We start from the raw sequence: 19,761 nt of genomic DNA, 5'->3' as shown, positions 1-19,761 counted from the left end.
TCCGCGGAGCCAAAAGAAATCATGTCACGCGCAATCAAGCATCTGCTTATCGGAGGCCTAATCATCATGAACATTCCCACAGCGACGACGGCCACCGAGAACAAGCTGACCATCGTCAATCCGCAGACCCTCTATGACCCGTCGCCGAACGGCTACAGCACGGCCGTGATCACGCCGCCCGGAGCCCGGGTGGCATATATTTCCGGGCAGGGCGGCCAGGACAGCAAGGGAGGCTTGTCGCCCGACTTCGCCGTCCAGGTGAGGCAGGCCTATGCGAACCTGCGCGCAGCGCTCGAGGGTATTGGTGCGAAACCCGATCAGGTCGCCAAGCTCACCGTCTTCGTGGTCGACCACGACATGTCCAAGCTCAAGGTGCTGACCAGCAACGTCAAGGAGATGTTCGGCGACGCGCTGCCGGCGCAGACCTTGGTTCCCGTTCCCAAGCTTGCAATCGACCCCATGTTGTTCGAGGTGGAGGCCGTGGTGGTGCTCGACTAGCTGGCTCGCTGGCAGGACGGGCGGCACGTGAGGCAGCACCTTGGGGCCGGTTCCCAGGTCGCCAGTAGAACCACGCAGTAGCCACACATAAAAGTCGCATAAGATAGATTATGGAACTAAGGCGCTACGCTGTTGCCGGGAATTGCTGCTGATTTTCATAGGCTTGGCACGATCGATCCGTGTTGCCTTGAGCTGATGGCCAACGCTACGCTGCATGGATGACGACAGCAAAGCGTGACATCGAAGCGGCGATCGAAGTGTTCGTGCATGGCTTCAGCACCGACAAAAGCGGCACCTTTCCGTACGAGGCCAGCCGCGTCGGACCGTTGTGGCTGATGCGCGATGCCGAGCGCAAGAATCCTCGCGACTATCGCGGCGAAGAATGGGTCGTCCATGATGTCGCGGCCGAGGAAGCCGATGCGATCGCGCGGCAGCACGCGCGCTCAAGCTTTGCTGTTTCGGTCGTGATCGCCAGTGACGAACCGGATCAGCCGGTGCGAACCGCCTACAAGGCTCTCGGCTACCGGCTGCTGCGGACGGAAGGTTTCTTCGTCCAGTCATTGCGTCAGGTCCCGGATCCGCCAGCCGCTATCTCGATCGAGCGTGTGTAGACAGTCGAACGGGGCGGCGCAGCTGGCAAAGATCGTGCGCAGGCGGCCGATCGCGGCCGATCTGCTCGGTGACAGCGCGCCGTTCCGCCAGTATGTGGCGCTCGATGGCGACGCTATCGTCGGGCGTGTGCGCCGCATAGACGCCGTCGGCGCCACCTGGTGGCTCGGCCATGTTTGTCGAGCCTTCGCACCGGCGCCGCGGCATCGGCCAAGCGCTAATGGCCAAAATGCTGCAGGACGACCGGGCGCGTGGGGCGCGATGCTCGATGCTGTTGGCGACGCATGCCGGAGCGCTGCCTTATCCCCGCATGGGCTATGAGCGGATTGGAACGCTGCTGATATTCGGACCAAAGAGCCGAACATCCTCATAAACAGCCGTTCACATCACGCTGATTCATAAGGGATTTCGATCACCATGCCATCATAGGCCGGCACCACGGTGTCCGGCGTCTCGGCCATCATCGTGGCATAGTCGAGCGGCACATGCATATGCGTCAGCACGGCCTGTTTCGGCGCCAGTTTTTCGATCCAGCCGAGCGCCTGGCCGAGCGACAAATGGCTGGGATGGGTGTTGTACTGCAATGCATCGATGACCAGCATCTCCAGGCCGTGCAGCCGCTCGGCGGTAGTGTCGGGGAAGTCGCTGATATCAGGGCAATAGGCGAGCCCGCCGATGCGGAAGCCGAGCGAAATAATGTCGCCATGGAACTGCGGCAGCGGCTCAAGGGTGAGGGCACCGCCCTCGCCCTCAATGGTCACCGGCCTGGCGTGATCGATGATGTGCGGCCTGACGATCGGCGGATAAGAGCTGCCCAGCGGCGTCTCGAAGCAGTAGCCGAAGGCTTCGCGCAGCCTAAGCATCGTCGGCTGGTCGGCGTGGATGTCGATGAGGTGGCGCTGTTCGAGCACGTAGCCGCGCAGATCGTCGATGCCGTGGATGTGGTCGGCGTGCGGATGCGTGTAGACGACGGCGTCGATGCGCTTGACCGCCGCCATCAGCATCTGCTCGCGAAAATCAGGCCCGGTATCGATGACGACGGTGGTTTTGGATCCATTTGCCGCAATTCGCTCGACCAGTGCCGCCGAGCGTGTGCGCCGGTTCTTCGGATTGGCCGGGTCGCAATTGCCCCAGTCGCCGGTGATGCGCGGCGTGCCGGGCGACGAGCCGCATCCGAGAATGGTGAGGCGCAGCCGGCTGCTCACGCGTCAGAGCCCGGAGGGCCGCGGCATCTTGCCGAACAGCCGGAAGAAATTCGCCGTCGTCAGCGTCGCGATCTCGGCCTCGTCAACGCCTATCGTCTCGGCCAGCACCTTGGCCGTGTGCGCGACGTAGGCCGGCTCGTTGCGCTTGCCGCGAAACGGCACCGGCGCCAGATAGGGCGCGTCGGTCTCGACCAGCAGCCGGTCATGCGGCACATCGGCAGCGATGGCGCGCAATTCGGCCGAGTTCTTGAAGGTCAGGATGCCCGAGAAGGATACATAACCGCCAAGCGCCACGCCCACTTCGGCCAGCCGGCGTCCGGAGGAAAAACAATGCAGGATGAAGGGGAAGGCGCCCTTCCCTGTTTCGTCTTCGAGTATGGCTGCCATATCGTCATCGGCATCGCGCGAATGGATGACCAGCGGCAGGCCGGTCTCGCGCGCGGCTGCTATGTGGGTGCGAAAGCCCTGCGCCTGCGCATCGCGCGGCGCCTTGTCGTAGAAATAGTCGAGCCCAGCCTCACCGATCGCCATCACCTTTGGATGCGCGGACAGGCGCACAAGCTCCTCGGCCGTCACATCCAGCTCTTCGCCGGCATTATGCGGATGGGTGCCGACCGAGCAGTAGACCTCTTCGAAACTCTCCGCGATCTCAAGCACTTGCTGAAACCGCTTCACACGTGTCGAGATGGTCACCATGCGGCCAATTCCGGCGGCCTTGGCGCGGGCGACGATGGCCGCCCGCTCCTCGGCGAAGTCCGGAAAGTCGAGATGGCAATGGCTGTCGACGAGCATCAGGCGCTCGCCTCCGGCTTTTCGACATAGCGCGGAAAGACGCCCTCCGGCACGGGCAATGGCGTACCCGGCACCAACGCATAGTCGGCATGGACATGCGCGAACTGGCGCGTGTCCGCCGGCACCGCCAGCAGGTCGAGCAGCTTTGCCGCCGAACCCGGAATGTAGGGCTGGCTCAGAAGTGCCACGCGACGCACGATCTCGGCGGTCGTCCACAGCACTGTTTCCATCCGCGCCGGATCGGTCTTCTTCAGCGCCCAGGGTGCCTGCGCGGCGAAGTAACGATCGGCTTCAGCCACCACGCCGAAGATCGCCGCGAGCGCCAGATGGATGCCCTGCTCCGCCATCGCCTTGCGCGCCGTCCCAAGCGCTTCCACCGCCTGGTCGAGGATCGCGCTGTCGGCTTCGGTAAGCTCGCCCCGTTGCGGCACCACGCCGCCGCAGTTCTTGGCAATCATCGACAGCGAGCGCTGCGCCAGATTGCCGAGGCCATTTGCGAGATCGGCATTGGTGCGGTTGACGATCGCTTCATGGCTGTAGCTGCCGTCCTGGCCGAACGGCACCTCGCGCAGGAAGAAATAGCGCACCTGGTCGACGCCGTAATGTTCGACCATTGTGAACGGGTCGACGACATTGCCGACCGACTTCGACATTTTCTCGCCGCGGTTGAACAGGAAGCCGTGGCCGAAAACGCGCTTCGGCAGCGGGATGCCAGCCGACATCAGGAAGGCCGGCCAGTAGACGGCGTGGAAGCGTACAATGTCCTTGCCGATAATGTGGGCATCAGCCGGCCAAAACTTCCATTTCTCATCCTTTTCATCGGGATAGCCGACGCCGGTGATGTAATTTGTCAAGGCGTCGACCCAGACATACATCACATGCTTTTCGTCGCCCGGCACCGGCACGCCCCAGTCGAACGTGGTGCGCGAGATCGACAAATCCTTCAAGCCGGATTTGACGAAGCTCATCACCTCATTGCGCCGCTCGGCCGGTCCGATGAAATCGGGCTGGCTTTCGTAGAGTGCGATAAGCTTGTCCTGATAGGCCGAGAGGCGGAAGAAATAGCTCTCCTCCTCGACCCATTCGACCGGCGTTCCCTGCGGCCCGTAGCGGATGTCGTCGGCGCGGACTTCGGTCTCCTCCTCGCCGTAATAGGCTTCGTCGCGCACCGAGTACCAGCCGGCATAGCCGCCCTTGTAGATGTCGCCATTGGCGTCCATCGCCTTCCAGATCGCCTGCGAGGACGCGTAATGCCGCTCTTCGGTGGTGCGGATGAAATCGTCATTGGAGGCGTTCAGCGCCGTCGCCATCTTCCTGAATTCGGCCGCGTTGCGGTCGGCGAGCTCACGCGCGGAAATGCCTTCGCGCCTGGCCGTCTGCAGCATCTTGATGCCGTGCTCATCGGTGCCGGTGAGGAAGAAAACTTCTCTGCCGTCGAGCCGCTGGAAGCGGGCGAGCGCGTCGGTGGCGATCACCTCGTAGGCATGGCCGATATGCGGCTTGCCGTTCGGATAGGAAATCGCGGTCGTGATGTAGAATGTGTCGCGTGACATGAATGAACCGTCATGAATGTCCGAATTGAATGTGAGGGTGGATATCGCATCGAGACGGCGATTGCCATCCCGACCCGAGGCCGGATCCGGTCACATTCGCATTGCGGAATTCAGGCGGTCGATCATGGTCAAGGCGTGCTGCTTCTTGTCGAGATTGTAGGTGTCGGTCTCAGATATAGCGTTCAGCGCCTCGTGCCAAGTGTCGGACAGGGTTTTCGCCCGCTTGAGGTCGCCGGCGAGCGCTGCTTCGCTGGCGCCCGCCGAGAGCAGATCCAGCGCGCGGCGGTTGAAGATGTCGAACTGGATCGCCTGGTCGCGGCCGGCGACCGCCTCGGCAAGGCGATAGGCGCCGGCGACGTCGGTCTTGCCTGCGGCCACCAAAGCGTCCAGCGTGCTTGCAATCTCAAGCCCGCCATATTGTGTCAACAGGATCGCATTGCGGGCGCTGCCCCCTGCCCGTTCGGCCAGTGCCGCGCGCGCCGCCGGATCGGCTGGCGGCGGCTGCTCGACGGTTTCCAGAACGCTCATCAGGCTGCCGGCATCGAGTGGCGCCAACCGCACCATCTGGCAGCGCGAGCGGATCGTCGGCAACAGGCTGCCCGGTGCATGGACGATGAGGATGAACAGCGTACGGGCCGGCGGCTCCTCGAGGTTCTTCAGCAAGGCATTGGCGGCGTTGGTGTTCATGTCGTCGGCCGGATCGACGATCACCACCCGGTAGCTGCCGTCATGCGAGGTCAGCGACAGGAAGCGGTTGACCTTACGGATTTCATCGACGGTGACGACCGTCTTGAAGCTCTTGGTCTTGTCGTTCAGCGGCCGCGTCAGATGCAGCACGCCGGGATGCGCCCCGGTGGCGATCTGGCGAAACAGCGGTGAGGCCGGATCGGGAACGGCAAATATTTCCGGCGCCGTTTCGAAGGCCGGATGCTTCAGCAGATGATGCGCAAGGTGAAAGGCGAGCGTCGCCTTGCCGATGCCGACCGGCCCGGCAAAGATCAGAGCATGCGGCAGTTTTCCCGAGCGATAGGCGGCAGCGAGCATCGCGGCCGCCTGCTCATGGCCGACCAGGCGCAGCGTTTCGGACGGCTCCGGTACGCCGTCCAGTGTGTCGTGCTGCTCGGGGGCGATGCGTTCGAAGATCATGCGGGCGCCGCCTGTCTGTTGCGCGCGGGCGCCCTCGCCTCGAGTGCGGCGAACACGGCCGCGGTGATGACATCCTCCACCGTATCGGGAGGCGCCGACGCGTCGATGACGATGCAGCGGTCCGGCTCGGCGGCGGCAATCGCCAGGAAGGCGTCGCGGCGGCGCTGGTGGATGTCCAGCGTCTCCTTTTCGAAGCGGTCCGGACCGTCGCCGGCGCCACGCCGCGCGGTGGCGCGCCGCAAGCCTTCGGCTGGATCGATGTCGAGGATCAGCGTCATGTCAGGCATCATGCCGTTGATGGCGACCTCTTCCAGCGCTTCCATGAAGGCCGGATCGAGGCCCCCGGTGACGCCCTGGTAGACGCGCGACGAATCCAGGAAACGGTCGCACAGCACGATGGAGCCGCGCTCGACCGCCGGCCGGATGACCTGCTCGACATGGTCGGAACGCGCGGCGGCGAACAGCAGCGCCTCCATCTTCGGCCCGAATGGCTCGGCGGCGCCGGAAAGCAGGACATGTCTTACCGCCTCGGCGCCGGGTGACCCCCCGGGTTCGCGGGTGACGAGAACATCATATTTCTTGGCGCGCATCTTCCTGGCCAGCCGCTCGATCTGCGTCGACTTGCCTGCGCCCTCGCCGCCTTCGAAGGTGATGAAAAATCCGCGCGCCAACCGAAAGGCCTTTGTCCTGTTTTGCGCTGACGTCATAGTCCGGACCTTATCAAAGGTCCACGATTCTGACGCTGCTTTAACGCAACCAGCCGACGGCCAGTTCCTTGGCGGCATCGAACGCGCGTTGCGGCAGCGTGCCGACGCCGACCGATTCGGCGGCGAACAGCGGTGTCTCCTGGCTCAGCGTGTCGCCGATCCAGACGCGCAGCACACCGACTGGCTGGCCTTCCTCCACTGGCGCTGACACTGGCCCCTGATAGACGATCTTTGCGGTCAGCTTGTCGCGGTTGGCGATCGGCAGCAGCACGTTGATCGGCGCCTTTGCTTTCAGCGCCACGCCGGATTTGGCGCCGCCGAACACCTGGGCCTCGCCGACCACTTCGTTGCTGGCGAATATCTCGGTCTTCTCGAAGGACCGGACGCCCCATTCGAGCAGCTTTCGCGCTTCCTCGGCGCGCTCGCGATCGTTCGCCAGTCCGCTCATCGCCGCGATCACCCGTGTCCCGTCATGGCTGACCGAGCCGACAATGCCGAAACCGCCCGCCTCGCTTGCACCGACCGCCAGTCCGTCGGCGCCGATGCCCATGGCCAGCAAGGGGTTGCGGTTCCTTTGCGAGATCTTGTTCCAGGTGAAATCGGCCCGGCCATAGTAGAGGTAGAGCTCGGGGTATTCGCGCCACAGGTGCAGGCCGAGCTGCGCCAGTTCGCGCACCGTCGTCTGCTGTCCGTCGGCCGGCAGGCCGGTCGAATTGACGAATGTCGATTTCGCCAGCCCGATCTGGCGGGCGCGATCGTTCATCTGCGCGGCGAAATTCTCTTCGGAGCCCGCCATGCCCTCGGCCAGCACCATGCAGCCGTCATTGGCGGCCTGTATGGTGACGCCCTGGATCAGGTCCTCGACCCGGACCGCTGATTTGAGCTTGGCGAACATGGTCGACGTTCCCGACGGGGCGCCGCCCTTGCGCCAGGCGTTCTCCGAGACCACGAAGGTATCGTCGAGGGTCATGCGCTTCGACTTGATGGCGTTGAAGACCATCTCCATGGTCATCAGCTTGGCCATCGAAGCCGGCGGGATCGGTTGGTCGGCATCCTTGGAAAACAGCACCGTGCCGGTCTCGGCATCGATCATGAAAGCCTGCGTGGCCTTGGTCTCAAAAAGCTGTGCGTTTGCCGGAACCAGCGCGGCCAGCAAAAGGCCAAGACCCAAAAGCCCGGCAAAAGGGTGGACAAGGCGAAATCGCATGAGAGGCTCGACCCATTGGCCTGCAGGAAACGTGCCGCAAGGCTATCAGGCTTCTTCCCGGCGGATCAACCGCGCAATGGCAAAGCTTGTTGATCAGTCGCGCACAGCCAGCGCATCCGGCGCGCCATGCGACCATGCCGCGCGCAAGAGGTCGTCGACATTGCCGTGGCCATCCGGATAGAGGTTGACCGCGTACCAGTCATTGCCGTCGAGTTCGGTGCTCTGGATTTCGGTCCTGCCGAAGGGTTTGAGGGCTTCAGCCACCCGCCTCGCCTCGGCGGCGTCGTCGAAGGAGCCGGCGGCGACATAATCGGACGTTGCCGGTGCGGCCTGCGGATTGGATTTTTTCCACGATTGCAGAATGTCGGCCGGCGACATGCCCTGGTCGTCCAGTGCTGCAAAGACGTCGGCGCGCTGCACGCGTTCATCCGCATAGGACAGCGAGGCCACGGCAAAAGGCGACTCGGGCCGCTGCGGCACGATCGGTCCGAATTCGGGCAGCGTGATGTCGCCGAAAGCCGGCGCCTGCACCGACATTACGGGCTGCGCCTCGGTGCCGGAATTGGTCAGCTGGCCAGGGAACGGCACGGCGGCGGCGCCGACCGGCAGGCTTGGCGAAGGTCCGTTCATGGCAACCATGACGCCGGTCGGCAAACCATCCGACGGGTCCGGTATGCGGTTGCCAGGATGGTAGGAAGCCATCAGATACTGGTCATCGTCGCCGTCGAGCGGCGCGCGGCCGACATATTCGACCTTGACCTTGGCGGTGCCGACCTTGGCGTAGTCGAGCATCTGCGCGGCACGCTCCGAGACGTCGATGATGCGGCCTTCATGGTACGGGCCGCGGTCGTTTACCCGCACGATAACCGAACTGCCCGTTTCGAGGTTGGTGACACGGGCATAGCTCGGCAACGGCATGGTCGGATGCGCCGCCGTCAGATGCGTCATGTCATAGACTTCGCCATTGGCTGTGAGACGGCCGTGGAAGGCGTCGCCGTACCAGGAGGCCAGCCCGACCTTGGCGTAGCGCTTGTCTTCCTTGGGGTAATACCACTTGCCGCGCACCTGATAGGGCTTGCCCAGCTGGTCACGGCCGCCGCCGCGCCGCATATATTGGACGCGCGGGCTGGCCTTCACGCCATACTCGGTCTCGGCAAAATATTCCTTCGAGCGAGGCTTCTTGTAGACCATCGCTTTCGAGTCGGACTGCGGCGATGCGCAGGCGGCCAGCAACGCAGCCGAAAGGGCGCACAAGACCAAAGCAGGAGCGCGACGAAGACGCCGATGCGTCGTGGTCTGCATGTTTTCAGATGTCCCCTACCGTATCGACACAGGCACCGTTTTTAGAATCTCGGCGGAGCCAGAACAGCAATGCCTGCGACGCGCCAATCCCCATCCCCTTGTGCGCAGGAATTGTTTATCAGCGTATTAATCGATTGTGTCCGGAACCGGGCAGGATTGTGGCGGCGGCTGCACCGCTGCCGACGTCAGGCCGTATCCGTCATTGCGGCTCGATAGAGGGGAGTTCCTGCGCTGTCACATGCGACAGCCTCTGGCGCTTTACCAGGATCGGCTTCTCGTAGGTCTTTTTCATGGTTTCCCCACTTGCTCCTGTATTTGGCAAGCACAGATTGGCCGGTGTTTCGCCGCATTGTCAATGTTCGGGACAGAACAAGCGGCTCACTGTCATGTTTCGGCAGATATTCGATGCCGACGATCTTGCGCTGTTGACAGGCCTTTGCAGCGCGCACTAGAGCAATGAAACGCGCATGATCTCCTTTCGCTGCTGCTTCCGGCAGCCAGGAACGGCGATCAGGACGAGCGCGCAAGTGATTGAAAAATCACGACGGAGGGATGGCCGAGCGGTTTAAGGCACCGGTCTTGAAAACCGGCGTGGGTGCAAGCCCACCGTGGGTTCGAATCCCACTCCCTCCGCCACCGACCCTGCCGGCGAGAGCTACGAGCGGCGTTTGTAGAGAAAGTTCACGCCGACAACTTCCATGGAGGCAAACCATGTGGATGCCACTCCGGATTACAGAGGCTGTCGAAATTGCCAGAAACCGGCGCGCTATCAGGCGCATCGACCGCGCTTACGATGTCGAATTGGCAAAGGCCAAAACGGCCAACGACCGCGAGAATGCTGAAAACGGTCGTCACTGGGAAACTTCGCTACACGTTGACGCGATCGAGGCGATCAAAACGCGGAGGCTCCTGCGCAAAGCGAATAGCCTTGACGTTCCTTATGAATACCCGAGCGAGGCCAGCTCCATTTGGGAACGGTCGCGCCAGCTGCATACCTGGCACCTGACGACGATCGGTTATTCCGAAGTTCGAAAAGCGATCCGGTTGGAGCGCAGAGACCGACGTGAATCCGCCATTACGTGGGCTGGCGTGATCATCGGGATCATCGGCTCGCTCACCGGACTGCTGTCTGTCTGGCTGTCTGCGCGAGGGCCGTAACGCGATGCCGTTTTGTCTTGGTTCTCGCAGCTCCAGCCGGAAGATTACGCCTTCAACGTCGCACCGTTGCGCGCCGTTTCTGGTTTCAATCGCCAGTCCGGCTGGACGCGGCGGGGTCGGTACTCCGGTTGATTTTTGAACCGAAATATGCTGGTTCTCCCGCCCATGAAAAAACTATTCCTTGCGGCCCTGGCGTCGGTGACGCTGGCCTGGCCGGCCCACGCGATGGACGCCGCCTTGCGCGCCGGCCTGCTGAAACTCGATCCGCAGACCCGGCTGGAACAGCGATGCGACGCCGAGGTGCTCGACCGCATCAGCCATGACGACCACAAGTACAAGGCCGACCGCGTCGTCGCCTACGCCTTCGCCACGCCGGAAATGAAAGCCGATGCCATCCGCAGCCCGGGCGCGGCCTTCCGCAGCAAGGGGCAATGGTACCGGCTGAAGTTCAAATGCGAGACAGCGCCGGACCATATGGAAGTCCTGCAGTTTCGTTACCGCATCGGTGACGAGATCCCGGAAGCCGACTGGGCGAAGTACAATCTCTACGATTGAATTTTCCAAAACCAGAATTCTCTCTGGCAGAACGAGCTTTCGCTATTCCTGTGGTTTTTTGGCCTTGCCCGTAGCGTTCTCTTGACGCGCGGGAAGCATACACGTTAGGGCGTCGACATATCCGACGACGAACACGCGGCGAACAAAAAGGGGCCTCCGGTCGATGGACATTTTCAGCGCCGCAAGCATGACCGCCCTCCTCCAGGTCATCGCCATCGATCTGGTGCTTGCCGGCGACAACGCCATCGTTATCGGCCTTGCCGCAGCCGGCCTGCCGGTCGAGCAGCGCAAGAAGGCCATCCTTATCGGCGTGTTGGCGGCAACGGTGCTGCGCATCCTGTTTGCCGCCGTCACCGTCAAGCTGTTGGCAATCGTCGGCCTGCTGCTGGCCGGCGGCATCCTTTTGTTGTGGGTGTGCTGGAAGATGTGGCGCGAGCTGCGGACGTCCCATGCCGACGAGCAGGAGGCGACCGAGGCGCTGGCCAATGCCGATCTCGACGGCGACCAGACGGTTGCGACCGGCAAGGCGCGCAAGACGCTCGGCCAGGCAGCGCTGCAGATCGTCGTCGCCGATGTCTCGATGTCGCTCGACAATGTGCTGGCGGTCGCCGGTGCGGCGCGCGATCATTTCCCGGTTCTGGTCATCGGCCTCGTGCTGTCGATTGCGCTGATGGGCCTTGCCGCGAGCTTCATTGCCAGGCTGCTGCACCGCTACCGCTGGATCGCCTATATCGGCCTGCTGATCATCCTCTATGTCGCGCTCGACATGGTCTATCGTGGCGTTGTCGAGGTCTGGCCGCATGTCAGTCCTGCGGTGAGCTGACGCTGCCGGTCGTATAGCTTCTGTTACTGCCGAGTTGTCAGCTGGAGGCCGCCGTCGCGTTCGCCGCAGCCGCTGCCCATACCAATGCCGCAATAAGTGTGGTACTGGCCGCCGATCCCGAAAAACCCGGAAGTTGTTTCATGTCTGCCCCTCGCGTCAGTTTCGTCAGCCTTGGATGCCCGAAGGCCCTTGTGGATTCCGAGCGCATCATCACGCGTCTGCGCGCCGAAGGCTATGAGATCGCGCGCAAACATGACGGCGCCGACCTTGTCGTCGTCAACACCTGCGGCTTCCTCGATTCGGCCCGCGACGAGTCGCTCAATGCCATCGGTTCGGCACTCTCGGAGAATGGCAGGGTCATCGTCACCGGCTGCCTTGGCGCCGAGCCGGATGTCATCCGCGAAAAGCACCCCAACGTGCTCGCCATCACCGGACCGCAGGCCTACGAAAGCGTGATGGCGGCGGTGCATGAGGCGGCACCGCCAAGCCACGATCCCTATATCGACCTGTTGCCGCCGCAAGGCGTGAAGCTGACGCCGCGCCACTACGCCTATCTGAAGATTTCCGAAGGCTGCAACAACCGCTGCACCTTCTGCATCATTCCCGCACTGCGCGGCGACCTCGTCTCGCGGCCGGCGGCCGATGTGCTGCGCGAGGCCGAGAAACTGGCCAAGGCCGGCGTCAAGGAATTGTTGGTCATTTCGCAGGACACCAGCGCCTACGGCATCGACATCAAGTACCAGACATCGATGTTCGGCGACCGAGAAGTGCGGGCGAAATTCCTCGACCTGTCGGAGGAACTGGGCAAGCTCGGCATCTGGGTGCGCATGCACTATGTCTATCCCTACCCGCATGTCGCCGATGTCATTCCGCTGATGGCCGAGGGAAAAATTCTTCCTTACCTCGACATCCCGTTCCAGCACGCCTCGCCGCAGGTCTTGAAGAACATGCGCCGGCCCGCCCACGGCGAAAAGACGCTGGAGCGCATTCGCGGCTGGCGCGACGTGTGCCCGGACCTCGCGATACGCTCGACCTTCATCGTCGGCTTTCCCGGCGAGACGGAAGACGATTTCCAGATGCTGCTCGACTGGCTGGACGAGGCCAAGATCGACCGCGCCGGCTGTTTCAAATACGAACCGGTCCGGGGCGCCCGCTCCAACGATCTCGGCCTGGAACAGGTGCCGCAGGAGATCAAGGAAGCGCGCTGGCATCGCTTCATGCAGCGCCAGCAGAAGATCTCGGCGACGCAGCTGGCCAAGAAGGTCGGCAAGCGCCTGCCGGTGCTGATCGACGAGGCGCATGGCACCTCGGCCAAGGGCCGCACCAAATACGACGCGCCCGAGATCGACGGTTCGGTGCACATCCAGTCGCGCCGCCCGCTGCGCCAAGGCGACATCGTCACCGTCAAGATCGACCGCGCCGACGCTTACGATCTTTACGGTTCAGCGGTCTAGAAAACCGCCGAAAGGGCGCCTCCCCGGCGCCCTCGGATTTTGGCGCACCCTTGGTCAGAGCTTCACCGATTCCATTGCAGCCAGCGACCGATCGATCGCCTGATTGAGGGTCTTGTCCAGCCGCGTGCCCGCCGAGCCGGCCGCGACCACGGACAGCCGTGCAGCAAATCCCAGATGATAGTCTACGAACCATTCGGGATGCGGCTCGGGTTCCGGAATCGGCGGCCACCACGGAGGAAGCTTCGGTATCTTCGGTCGCGTCGGGCACCAATCGTCGAGGTCGCTCATCAACGCCTTGCTATCGAGCCCGCCTCGCTCGGCGGACCAGGCGGAGCGGACGAATTCGTCCGCGATCGCGGCGCCCAGTTCGTGAGGCGGGAGCGGCTGAGGATTGAGTGCGATTTGCGCGAGCCGCCCCTGTGGTCCGCGCGGGATGACGTCATAAATGGCTGGAATGCGTTTACCGATAATGGCTAAGAGTTTTTTGCTCAATTGCATAAGACATTCTCCTGCTCAAATTAGTAACGTCGGCCGATTTCGTCAGGCCGCAAGATGAGCATGCAAGTAAAAAGCAACTTCGTCTGTGAAGGGGGTCACGGAACCGTGTCACAGACAATTGTGCCCGGTCGGATGCTTCCGCCGCCATTTACCAAATTTCGCGATATTTGCCGCTATTTACCCTGTTTCGTCGAGATCTGCGTTATGGTTTCCGGGCCGTAAACGCCGAGACTTCGCATGGATGCCAGACCTGCCCGACAGGATCATATCGCGACGCTAGACCTGTTGAGGCTGGCGGCGGCGTTGGTTGTGGTGTTCTTCCATTACTTCTTTCGCGGCGCGGCTGCCGAGGGCGCGCTGGCCGAGGGCTATCCGAGCGTGGCGCCGTTCGCCCTCTACGGCTATCTCGGCGTCAACCTGTTCTTCCTGATCAGCGGCTTCGTCATAGCCTGGTCGGCGGAAGGCCGCTTCTGGCAAGAGTTTGCGACCGCGCGTTTCGTACGCCTGTACCCCGGCTACCTCCTGTGCATGACGATCACCTTCGTCATCGTCATGGCTTTCGGTGCACCGCTGTTTTCAACCTCGCTCGGTCAATATGCAGCCAACCTGTCGATGTTTGCGCCGGCCTTGGGCCAGCCATTCATGGACGGCGTCTACTGGTCGATCCTGCTTGAGCTGGTCTTCTACGGCTGGGTGACGCTCGCTCTGCTCGGTGGCGTTTTCCAGAAATGGAAGCTTGGGCTGATCTTCGTCTGGCTGGCGATCTCGGCGTCGAACGAGTTCTTCATCGAAAGCCGTGCGGCAAGGCTGCTGTTCATCACCGAATTCGGTCCGTTCTTTGCCGCCGGCGTACTCGTCCACCACATCCATGCGCATGGCCGCTCCCTAGCAGCCCTGCTGCTGCTTGGTGCGGCCTTCCTTCTGTCCTGCAGCACATTGTCGGTGACGCAGCAGTGGATGCTCAGAGAATACGGCATTGCCGTTTCGCAGCCGCATCTGGTGATTGCCAACATCGTCATGCATTCCCTGCTGATCGGCGCGATCCTGCTGCGCAGCCATGTCGTGCCGTCCGCGCTGACGCTGGCGCTGGGCGGGCTGACCTACCCGCTTTATCTCCTGCACCAGAAAATCGGCTATATCGCCATCAATACCGCCGCACCCTTGGTCGGCAAATGGGCTGCAGCGCTAGGCTGTGTCGCGCTCATGGTTCTGCTTTCCTGGGTGATCTGGCAGTATTTCGAACGGCCGGCCCAGCGCAGGGTGAAGGCCTGGATCGGCGGCGCGCTCGATACCGCGCTGGCTCGGTTTCGCGGCAGGAGCGCACAGCCGGCGAAATGAGAAAGGGCGCCAGAGGGCGCCCTTTTTGCTTTGCGTTTCCTGGGCTTACTGCGGCAGTTTGTCGTCGACGCCCTTCACATAGAAGTTCATGCCGAGCAGCGTGCCGTCGTCGGCGACTTCGCCGTCCTTGAGCCACGGCGTGCCGTCTTGCTTGGCGATCGGTCCGGTAAAGGGGTTCCAGCCGTCGGCGATCTTCTTGGTGGTTGCCTCGGCCATCGCCTTCACGTCGTCCGGCATGTTGGTGAAGGGCGCGAGCTTGACGGCGCCATCCTTGATGCCCAGCCAGACATTGTCCGGCTTCCAGGTGCCGTCCAACGCCGCCTGCACGCGGCTGATATAGTACGGGCCCCATTCGTCGGTGAGCGAGGTCAGCTGCGCGTTCGGCGCGAACTTGATCATGTCGGAGGACTGGCCGAAGCCGTGCAGCTTGCGCTCCTCGGCCACCTGCAAGGCAGCGGTGGAATCGGTGTGCTGGACGATGATGTCGGCGCCCTGGTCAAACAGCGCCTTGGCGGCGTCGGCTTCCTTGCCCGGATCGAACCAGGAGTTCACCCAGACGATCTTGGCCTTGAAGTTCGGGTTGATCGACTGCGCGCCGAGCATGAAGGAGTTGATGCCCATCACCACTTCGGGGATCGGAAAGGACACAATGTAGCCGGCGACACCAGCCTTCGATTCCTTGGCAGCGATCTGGCCGAGCACATAGCGGCCTTCGTAGAAGCGCGCATTGTAGATGCCGAGATTGTCACCGGTCTTGTAGCCGGTGGCGTGCTCGAACATCACCTTCGGGAATTTCTTGGCGACCTTCACTTCCGGGTCCATGAAGCCGAAGGAGGTGCCGAAGATGATCTTGCAGCCCTCGCGCGCCAGACGCTCGAAAGCGCGGTCGGCATCCGGGCCTTCCGAGACGTTTTCAAGATAGGCGGTTTCGACCTTGTCGGCGAGCGCCTTCTCCACCTCGAGGCGGCCCTGGTCGTGCTGGTAGGAATAGCCGAAGTCGCCGATCGGGCCGGTATAGACCCAGCACGCCTTCAACTTGTCGGCGGCTTGCGCGGACGCCGCCAGCGACATGGCGGCGGTCGTGGTCATCAACGCAATAAGCAGTTTTTTCATTGTGTTACCTCTCTGAGTTTAGCCTTGGAGCTTCCCGTTTGTTTTTGTTGTCAACGATCCGGAACGAATGGCTGCCCCAAGGAAGCCGGCGTGTTCATCATCGTCAGACGCTTGTTGCGCGAGATTAGAACGAGAACCACGACGGTTGCCAGATAGGGCAGAGAAGAAAGCAGCTGCGAAGGCACCGGAATGCCAAAAGCCTGTGCATGAAGCTGGCCGATCCACACCGCGCCGAAGATGTAGGCGCCGGCCAGCACCCGCCACGGCCGCCAGGAGGCGAACACGACCAGCGCCAGCGCGATCCAGCCGCGCCCGGCGGTCATGTTCTCCACCCATTGCGGCGTATAGACCAGCGACAGGTGGCCGCCGGCAAGACCGGCGCAGGCGCCGCCGAAGATGACGGCGAGATAACGGTAGCGGATAACCTTGATGCCAAGCGCGTGCGCCGATGTGTGGCTGTCGCCGATCGAGCGCAGCGTCAGCCCGGTGCGGGTCTTGAACAGGAACCACATGACAGCGGCGGTGAGCGCGATCGAGATGTAGAAGATCGGGTCCTGGCCGAACAGCAGCCTGCCGACCACAGGAATGTCGGTCAGCACCGGGATGTAGAGATTTGGCAGCCGCTCGCCGGGCTGGCCGACAAAGCTGGTCCCCATCATGCCGGACAGGCCGAGGCCGAGCAGCGTCAGCGACAGGCCCGTCGCCACCTGGTTGGTGGCGAGCGACAGGGTCATGACCGCAAACAGCAGCGAGAATACCGCGCCCATGGCGATCGCCGCGAGCAGGCCGATCCAGGGCGATCCGGTGAGATAGCCGGCGCCGAAGCCGCCGACGGCGCCCATGATCATCATGCCTTCGACGCCGAGGTTGAGCACACCGGAGCGCTCGACCACCAGTTCGCCGATGGCCGCGATCAGCAACGGCGTCGCCGCCGTGGCGATGGTCAAAAGGATGTTGACGGTGATGTCCATCAGCGGGCTTCCTTCAACTTCGGCGCAGCATCGAGTTTTGCAGCGCCCTTCGCCAGCGCCATGCCGACGAGACGAATGCGGTAGTGGATGAGGGTGTCGCAACCGAGGACGAAGAACAAAAGCATGCCCTGGAACACACGCGCCACCTTGTCGGAGATGCCGAGCGCGCTTTGCACCGCCTCGCCGCCGAGATAGGTCAGCGCCAGCACCAGGCCGGCGGCAACAATGCCGAGTGGGTTCAGCCGGCCAAGGAAGGCGACGATGATGGCGGTGAAGCCGTAGCCGGGCGAAATCACCGGCTGCAGCTGGCCGATGGCGCCGGAGACTTCCGAGATGCCGGCAAGCCCCGCCAACGCCCCCGACAGCAGGAAGGCGAAGAAGACCATGCGGTTGAGGCCGAAGCCGGCGAAGCGCCCTGCCCGCGGGCTGGAGCCGAGCACGCGGACCTCAAAACCCTTGAGCAGGCGGCTCATCAGCACCCAGATCAGCACGGCGGCGACAAGCGCGAAGACAAAACCCCAATTGGCGCGGCCGGCATCCGGCATCAGCTCCGGCAAAACGGCCGAGTCGTTGAACTGGATCGTCTGCGGGAAACCGTGGCCCTGCGGATCGCGCCAGGGACCGCGCACCAGCCAGTCGAGGAAGAGCTGGGCGACATAGACCAGCATCAGGCTGGTCAGGATCTCGTTGGTGCCGAAGCGCGTCTTTAAGAGAGCCGGGATCGCTGCGTAGGCAGCGCCACCGACCATGCCGGACAACAGCATCAGCGGCAGCACGAGCGGGCCTTCGAAACCAGGGAACAACACCGGGATGGCCGAGCCGAAAATGCCGCCGAGGATGAACTGGCCTTCGGCGCCGATGTTCCAGATGTTGGCCTTGTAGCAGACCGACAGGCCGACCGCGATCAGGATCAAGGGTGCGGCCTTGATCGCCAGCTCATGCAGCTGCCAGACCTGGCTGACCGGCTCGATGAAATAGATCCGGAATGCCGTCAACGGGTTGACGCCGAGCAACGCGAACAGAATCGCACCGGCAATCATCGTCAGGCCGAAGGCGATGAAGGGCGACAGCGCCGAAAACAGCATCGAGCGCTGCGGACGTTTGACGAGTTCGAGGCGCATCATGCCGTCTCCAGCGTGTGTTCGGCGTGGCCGGGCTCGGCGCCGCCCATCAGCAGACCGATCTTTTCGAACGTGGCCTCGGCGATCGGCAGCGGTTTCGACAGCTCGCCATTGTGCATGACTGCGATCGCATCCGAAATCTCGAACAGCTCGTCGAGGTCCTGGCTGATGACCAGAACCGCCGAGCCGCTGCGCGCCAGTTCGATAAGCGCCTGGCGGATATGGGCGGCAGCACCGGCGTCGACGCCCCATGTCGGCTGGTTGACCACCATGACAGCCGGGCTGCGGTCGAGCTCGCGGCCGACGATGAATTTCTGCAGATTGCCGCCGGAAAGGGCTGCGGCTTCCGGATCGGGCGCGCTCTTGCGCACGTCCATCGCCACGATGATGCGTTGGGCGGCGGCATAGACCGCACCGCTTTTGACTGCGCCGCCGGCGCCGACAAAAACCTTGCCGTCGGTGGCGTGGCGCGACAAAAGCAGGTTTTCCGAAAGCTTCATGCGCGGCGCCGCACCATGGCCGAGACGCTCTTCCGGCACGAAGGCGGCACCCATCAGCCGGCGGCCGGTAATCGATAGGCCGCCGGCGTCCTTGCCGCGAATGCGCACCGAAGCAGCATCGTGCTGCAGCACCTCGCCGGAGACGGATTCGAAGAACTCGCCCTGGCCGTTGCCGGCGACGCCGGCAATGCCGATCACCTCGCCGGCACGCACGGTGAGGTTGATGTTCTTCAGCGGGATCGAGAACGGCGTCGCCGGCTTGCGGCTGAGCGCGCGGATCTCGAGCAGCGGCGCGGCAGTCTCGATGCCTTCCGCCGATGCCCGCACCACGGCTTTCACCTCGTTGCCGACCATCATGCGGGCCAGCGACGAAGCGGTCTCCTCGCGCGGATTGCAGTGGCCGACGACCTTGCCGTGACGCAGCACGGTTGCGCGGTCGCAGATGCGTTTGACCTCTTCCAGCCGGTGCGAAATGTAGAGGATGGATTTGCCCTCCGAGCGCAGGCGTTCCAGCGTCTCGAACAGTTTGTCGGCTTCCTGCGGCGTCAGCACCGAGGTCGGCTCGTCGAGGATGATGAGCTGCGGCGTCTGCAAGAGGCAGCGGATGATCTCGATGCGCTGGCGTTCGCCGACCGAGAGATCGCCGACCAGCGAGTCCGGATCGAGCGGCAGGCCGTAGCTGAAGGAAAGCGCCCTCGCCTTGGCGGCGATCGAGCTGATCGGCGAACCGTCATCCAGCGACAGCGCGATGTTCTCGGCCGCGGTCAGCGCCTCGAACAGCGAAAAATGCTGGAACACCATGCCGATGCCGAGCTTCTTCGCCATGCCAGGACTGGTGATGCGAACCGCCTCGCCGTTCCAGAAGATCTCGCCGGAATTGGGCTCCAGCGAACCGAACAGCATCTTGACCAGCGTCGACTTGCCGGCGCCGTTTTCGCCGAGCAGTGCGTGGATCTCGCCTTTGGCGATGTTGAGGTCGATATGATCGCACGCAGTCAACGTGCCGAATATCTTGGTCAGGCCACGAACCTCAAGCAGGTTCGCTCCATCATGATCTGCACTCACAGTGCCTCCCATCCGGTTTCCGGATATGTTCTGTGTTCCCGAAAGCATGGTATGCGCTGGCTGCTCTCGTGCGAAAGCAGCACCCACCTTGAAAGAGCTTCAAGAATTTCAGCGGAAACTCAAGGGGTAAAAAAAGTATCCCGCAA

23 protein-coding genes and 1 tRNA gene are annotated in these 19,761 nt (G+C 62.8%); 9 read left to right on the top strand and 15 right to left on the bottom strand.

Translation table 11 applies throughout. The annotated features are described in order from the left end of the window. The first annotated feature begins 21 nt into the window (after nt 1-21). Both AC04SG_RS03765 and AC04SG_RS03760 read left to right on the top strand, forming a co-directional pair. The gene (locus AC04SG_RS03765; protein ID WP_488549991.1) at nt 22-498 is read left to right on the top strand and encodes a RidA family protein; all 477 of its coding nucleotides are present in this window, start codon (nt 22-24) and stop codon (nt 496-498) included. A gap of 218 nt (nt 499-716) precedes the next feature. Next, nucleotides 717-1,109: a hypothetical protein gene (locus tag AC04SG_RS03760; protein WP_488549990.1), complete on the top strand. Its 393-nt coding sequence runs from the start codon at nt 717-719 to the stop codon at nt 1,107-1,109. Here the strand turns inward: AC04SG_RS03760 and AC04SG_RS03755 are convergent. Further along, the gene (locus AC04SG_RS03755; protein ID WP_488549989.1) at nt 1,087-1,281 is read right to left on the bottom strand and encodes a hypothetical protein; all 195 of its coding nucleotides are present in this window, start codon (nt 1,279-1,281) and stop codon (nt 1,087-1,089) included. The two genes, AC04SG_RS03760 and AC04SG_RS03755, sit on opposite strands and share 23 nt — an antisense overlap. On the opposite strand from AC04SG_RS03755, the gene AC04SG_RS03750 reads away from it, so the two are divergent. Then, nucleotides 1,280-1,480, top strand: coding sequence for a GNAT family N-acetyltransferase (locus AC04SG_RS03750; protein ID WP_488549988.1), 201 nt, complete (start codon nt 1,280-1,282; stop codon nt 1,478-1,480). The two genes, AC04SG_RS03755 and AC04SG_RS03750, sit on opposite strands and share 2 nt — an antisense overlap. Before the next feature lie 13 nt (nt 1,481-1,493). On the opposite strand, the gene AC04SG_RS03745 is transcribed toward AC04SG_RS03750, so the two are convergent. The 8 genes from AC04SG_RS03745 to AC04SG_RS03710 all read right to left on the bottom strand — a co-directional run bounded on the left by AC04SG_RS03745 (nt 1,494) and on the right by AC04SG_RS03710 (nt 9,311). Then, the gene (locus tag AC04SG_RS03745; RefSeq protein ID WP_488549987.1) at nt 1,494-2,312 is read right to left on the bottom strand and encodes an MBL fold metallo-hydrolase; all 819 of its coding nucleotides are present in this window, start codon (nt 2,310-2,312) and stop codon (nt 1,494-1,496) included. A 3-nt stretch (nt 2,313-2,315) separates the two neighbouring features. Then, nucleotides 2,316-3,104 (bottom strand): TatD family hydrolase, encoded by a 789-nt coding sequence (locus AC04SG_RS03740; protein WP_488549986.1) that lies wholly within the window; start codon nt 3,102-3,104, stop codon nt 2,316-2,318. Beyond that, on the bottom strand, nt 3,104-4,657 hold the full coding sequence (gene metG, locus AC04SG_RS03735; protein ID WP_488549985.1) for a methionine--tRNA ligase: 1,554 nt from the start codon (nt 4,655-4,657) through the stop codon (nt 3,104-3,106). Before metG ends, AC04SG_RS03740 begins: the two co-directional genes overlap by 1 nt. Before the next feature lie 90 nt (nt 4,658-4,747). Continuing rightward, on the bottom strand, nt 4,748-5,803 hold the full coding sequence (locus AC04SG_RS03730; protein WP_488549984.1) for a DNA polymerase III subunit delta': 1,056 nt from the start codon (nt 5,801-5,803) through the stop codon (nt 4,748-4,750). After that, nucleotides 5,800-6,474: a dTMP kinase gene (gene tmk / locus AC04SG_RS03725; RefSeq protein ID WP_162712123.1), complete on the bottom strand. Its 675-nt coding sequence runs from the start codon at nt 6,472-6,474 to the stop codon at nt 5,800-5,802. The genes AC04SG_RS03730 and tmk overlap by 4 nt, the downstream gene beginning before the upstream one ends. 76 nt (nt 6,475-6,550) lie before the next feature. Next, nucleotides 6,551-7,717 (bottom strand): D-alanyl-D-alanine carboxypeptidase family protein, encoded by a 1,167-nt coding sequence (locus tag AC04SG_RS03720; RefSeq protein WP_488549983.1) that lies wholly within the window; start codon nt 7,715-7,717, stop codon nt 6,551-6,553. Between the two features lie 93 nt (nt 7,718-7,810). After that, a complete protein-coding gene (locus AC04SG_RS03715; RefSeq protein ID WP_488549982.1) occupies nt 7,811-9,019 on the bottom strand; it encodes a septal ring lytic transglycosylase RlpA family protein in 1,209 nt (402 codons plus the stop codon). Nucleotides 9,020-9,218: 199 nt separating this feature from the next. After that, nucleotides 9,219-9,311 carry a putative RiPP precursor gene (locus AC04SG_RS03710; protein ID WP_488549981.1) on the bottom strand — a complete coding sequence of 31 codons (93 nt, stop codon included), beginning with the start codon at nt 9,309-9,311 and terminating at the stop codon, nt 9,219-9,221. A gap of 254 nt (nt 9,312-9,565) precedes the next feature. Between AC04SG_RS03710 and AC04SG_RS03705 the strand changes: the two genes are divergently transcribed. The 3 genes from AC04SG_RS03705 to AC04SG_RS03695 all read left to right on the top strand — a co-directional run bounded on the left by AC04SG_RS03705 (nt 9,566) and on the right by AC04SG_RS03695 (nt 10,732). Beyond that, nucleotides 9,566-9,655: transfer RNA gene (locus AC04SG_RS03705), tRNA-Ser, on the top strand. A 75-nt stretch (nt 9,656-9,730) separates the two neighbouring features. Beyond that, on the top strand, nt 9,731-10,177 hold the full coding sequence (locus tag AC04SG_RS03700) for a hypothetical protein (RefSeq protein ID WP_488549980.1): 447 nt from the start codon (nt 9,731-9,733) through the stop codon (nt 10,175-10,177). A gap of 147 nt (nt 10,178-10,324) precedes the next feature. After that, a complete protein-coding gene (locus AC04SG_RS03695) occupies nt 10,325-10,732 on the top strand; it encodes a DUF930 domain-containing protein (protein WP_181056947.1) in 408 nt (135 codons plus the stop codon). A 42-nt stretch (nt 10,733-10,774) separates the two neighbouring features. Here the strand turns inward: AC04SG_RS03695 and AC04SG_RS03690 are convergent, their stop codons facing one another. Further along, nucleotides 10,775-10,921, bottom strand: a complete 147-nt coding sequence (locus AC04SG_RS03690; RefSeq protein WP_488550056.1) for a hypothetical protein — start codon at nt 10,919-10,921, stop codon at nt 10,775-10,777. On the opposite strand from AC04SG_RS03690, the gene AC04SG_RS03685 reads away from it, so the two are divergent. Together AC04SG_RS03685 and rimO are read left to right on the top strand one after the other, a co-directional pair. After that, nucleotides 10,896-11,555 (top strand): TerC family protein, encoded by a 660-nt coding sequence (locus tag AC04SG_RS03685; RefSeq protein ID WP_352558966.1) that lies wholly within the window; start codon nt 10,896-10,898, stop codon nt 11,553-11,555. The genes AC04SG_RS03690 and AC04SG_RS03685 overlap by 26 nt on opposite strands. A gap of 140 nt (nt 11,556-11,695) precedes the next feature. After that, on the top strand, nt 11,696-13,009 hold the full coding sequence (rimO, locus tag AC04SG_RS03680) for a 30S ribosomal protein S12 methylthiotransferase RimO (protein WP_488549979.1): 1,314 nt from the start codon (nt 11,696-11,698) through the stop codon (nt 13,007-13,009). Between the two features lie 54 nt (nt 13,010-13,063). Here the strand turns inward: rimO and AC04SG_RS03675 are convergent, their stop codons facing one another. Continuing rightward, nucleotides 13,064-13,507: a hypothetical protein gene (locus tag AC04SG_RS03675; protein ID WP_112561741.1), complete on the bottom strand. Its 444-nt coding sequence runs from the start codon at nt 13,505-13,507 to the stop codon at nt 13,064-13,066. A gap of 237 nt (nt 13,508-13,744) precedes the next feature. Between AC04SG_RS03675 and AC04SG_RS03670 the strand changes: the two genes are divergently transcribed. Continuing rightward, a complete protein-coding gene (locus tag AC04SG_RS03670; protein WP_488549978.1) occupies nt 13,745-14,845 on the top strand; it encodes an acyltransferase family protein in 1,101 nt (366 codons plus the stop codon). A 45-nt stretch (nt 14,846-14,890) separates the two neighbouring features. On the opposite strand, the gene AC04SG_RS03665 is transcribed toward AC04SG_RS03670, so the two are convergent. From AC04SG_RS03665 to AC04SG_RS03650, 4 genes are read right to left on the bottom strand one after another with little or no spacing between them, the layout of a single operon-like run. Further along, nucleotides 14,891-15,958, bottom strand: a complete 1,068-nt coding sequence (locus AC04SG_RS03665) for a BMP family ABC transporter substrate-binding protein (protein ID WP_488549977.1) — start codon at nt 15,956-15,958, stop codon at nt 14,891-14,893. A gap of 50 nt (nt 15,959-16,008) precedes the next feature. Continuing rightward, nucleotides 16,009-16,929, bottom strand: coding sequence for an ABC transporter permease (locus AC04SG_RS03660; RefSeq protein WP_142865655.1), 921 nt, complete (start codon nt 16,927-16,929; stop codon nt 16,009-16,011). Next, nucleotides 16,929-18,053: an ABC transporter permease gene (locus AC04SG_RS03655; protein WP_488549976.1), complete on the bottom strand. Its 1,125-nt coding sequence runs from the start codon at nt 18,051-18,053 to the stop codon at nt 16,929-16,931. The genes AC04SG_RS03660 and AC04SG_RS03655 overlap by 1 nt, the downstream gene beginning before the upstream one ends. After that, nucleotides 18,050-19,627, bottom strand: a complete 1,578-nt coding sequence (locus AC04SG_RS03650; protein ID WP_488549975.1) for an ABC transporter ATP-binding protein — start codon at nt 19,625-19,627, stop codon at nt 18,050-18,052. The genes AC04SG_RS03655 and AC04SG_RS03650 overlap by 4 nt, the downstream gene beginning before the upstream one ends. Nucleotides 19,628-19,761: the final 134 nt, after the last annotated feature.

Source organism: Mesorhizobium sp. CNPSo 4684 (genome assembly GCF_057784315.1).
The sequence above is the reverse complement of the archived record's forward strand: the minus strand, read 5'-3'. Positions and strand labels throughout refer to the sequence as shown.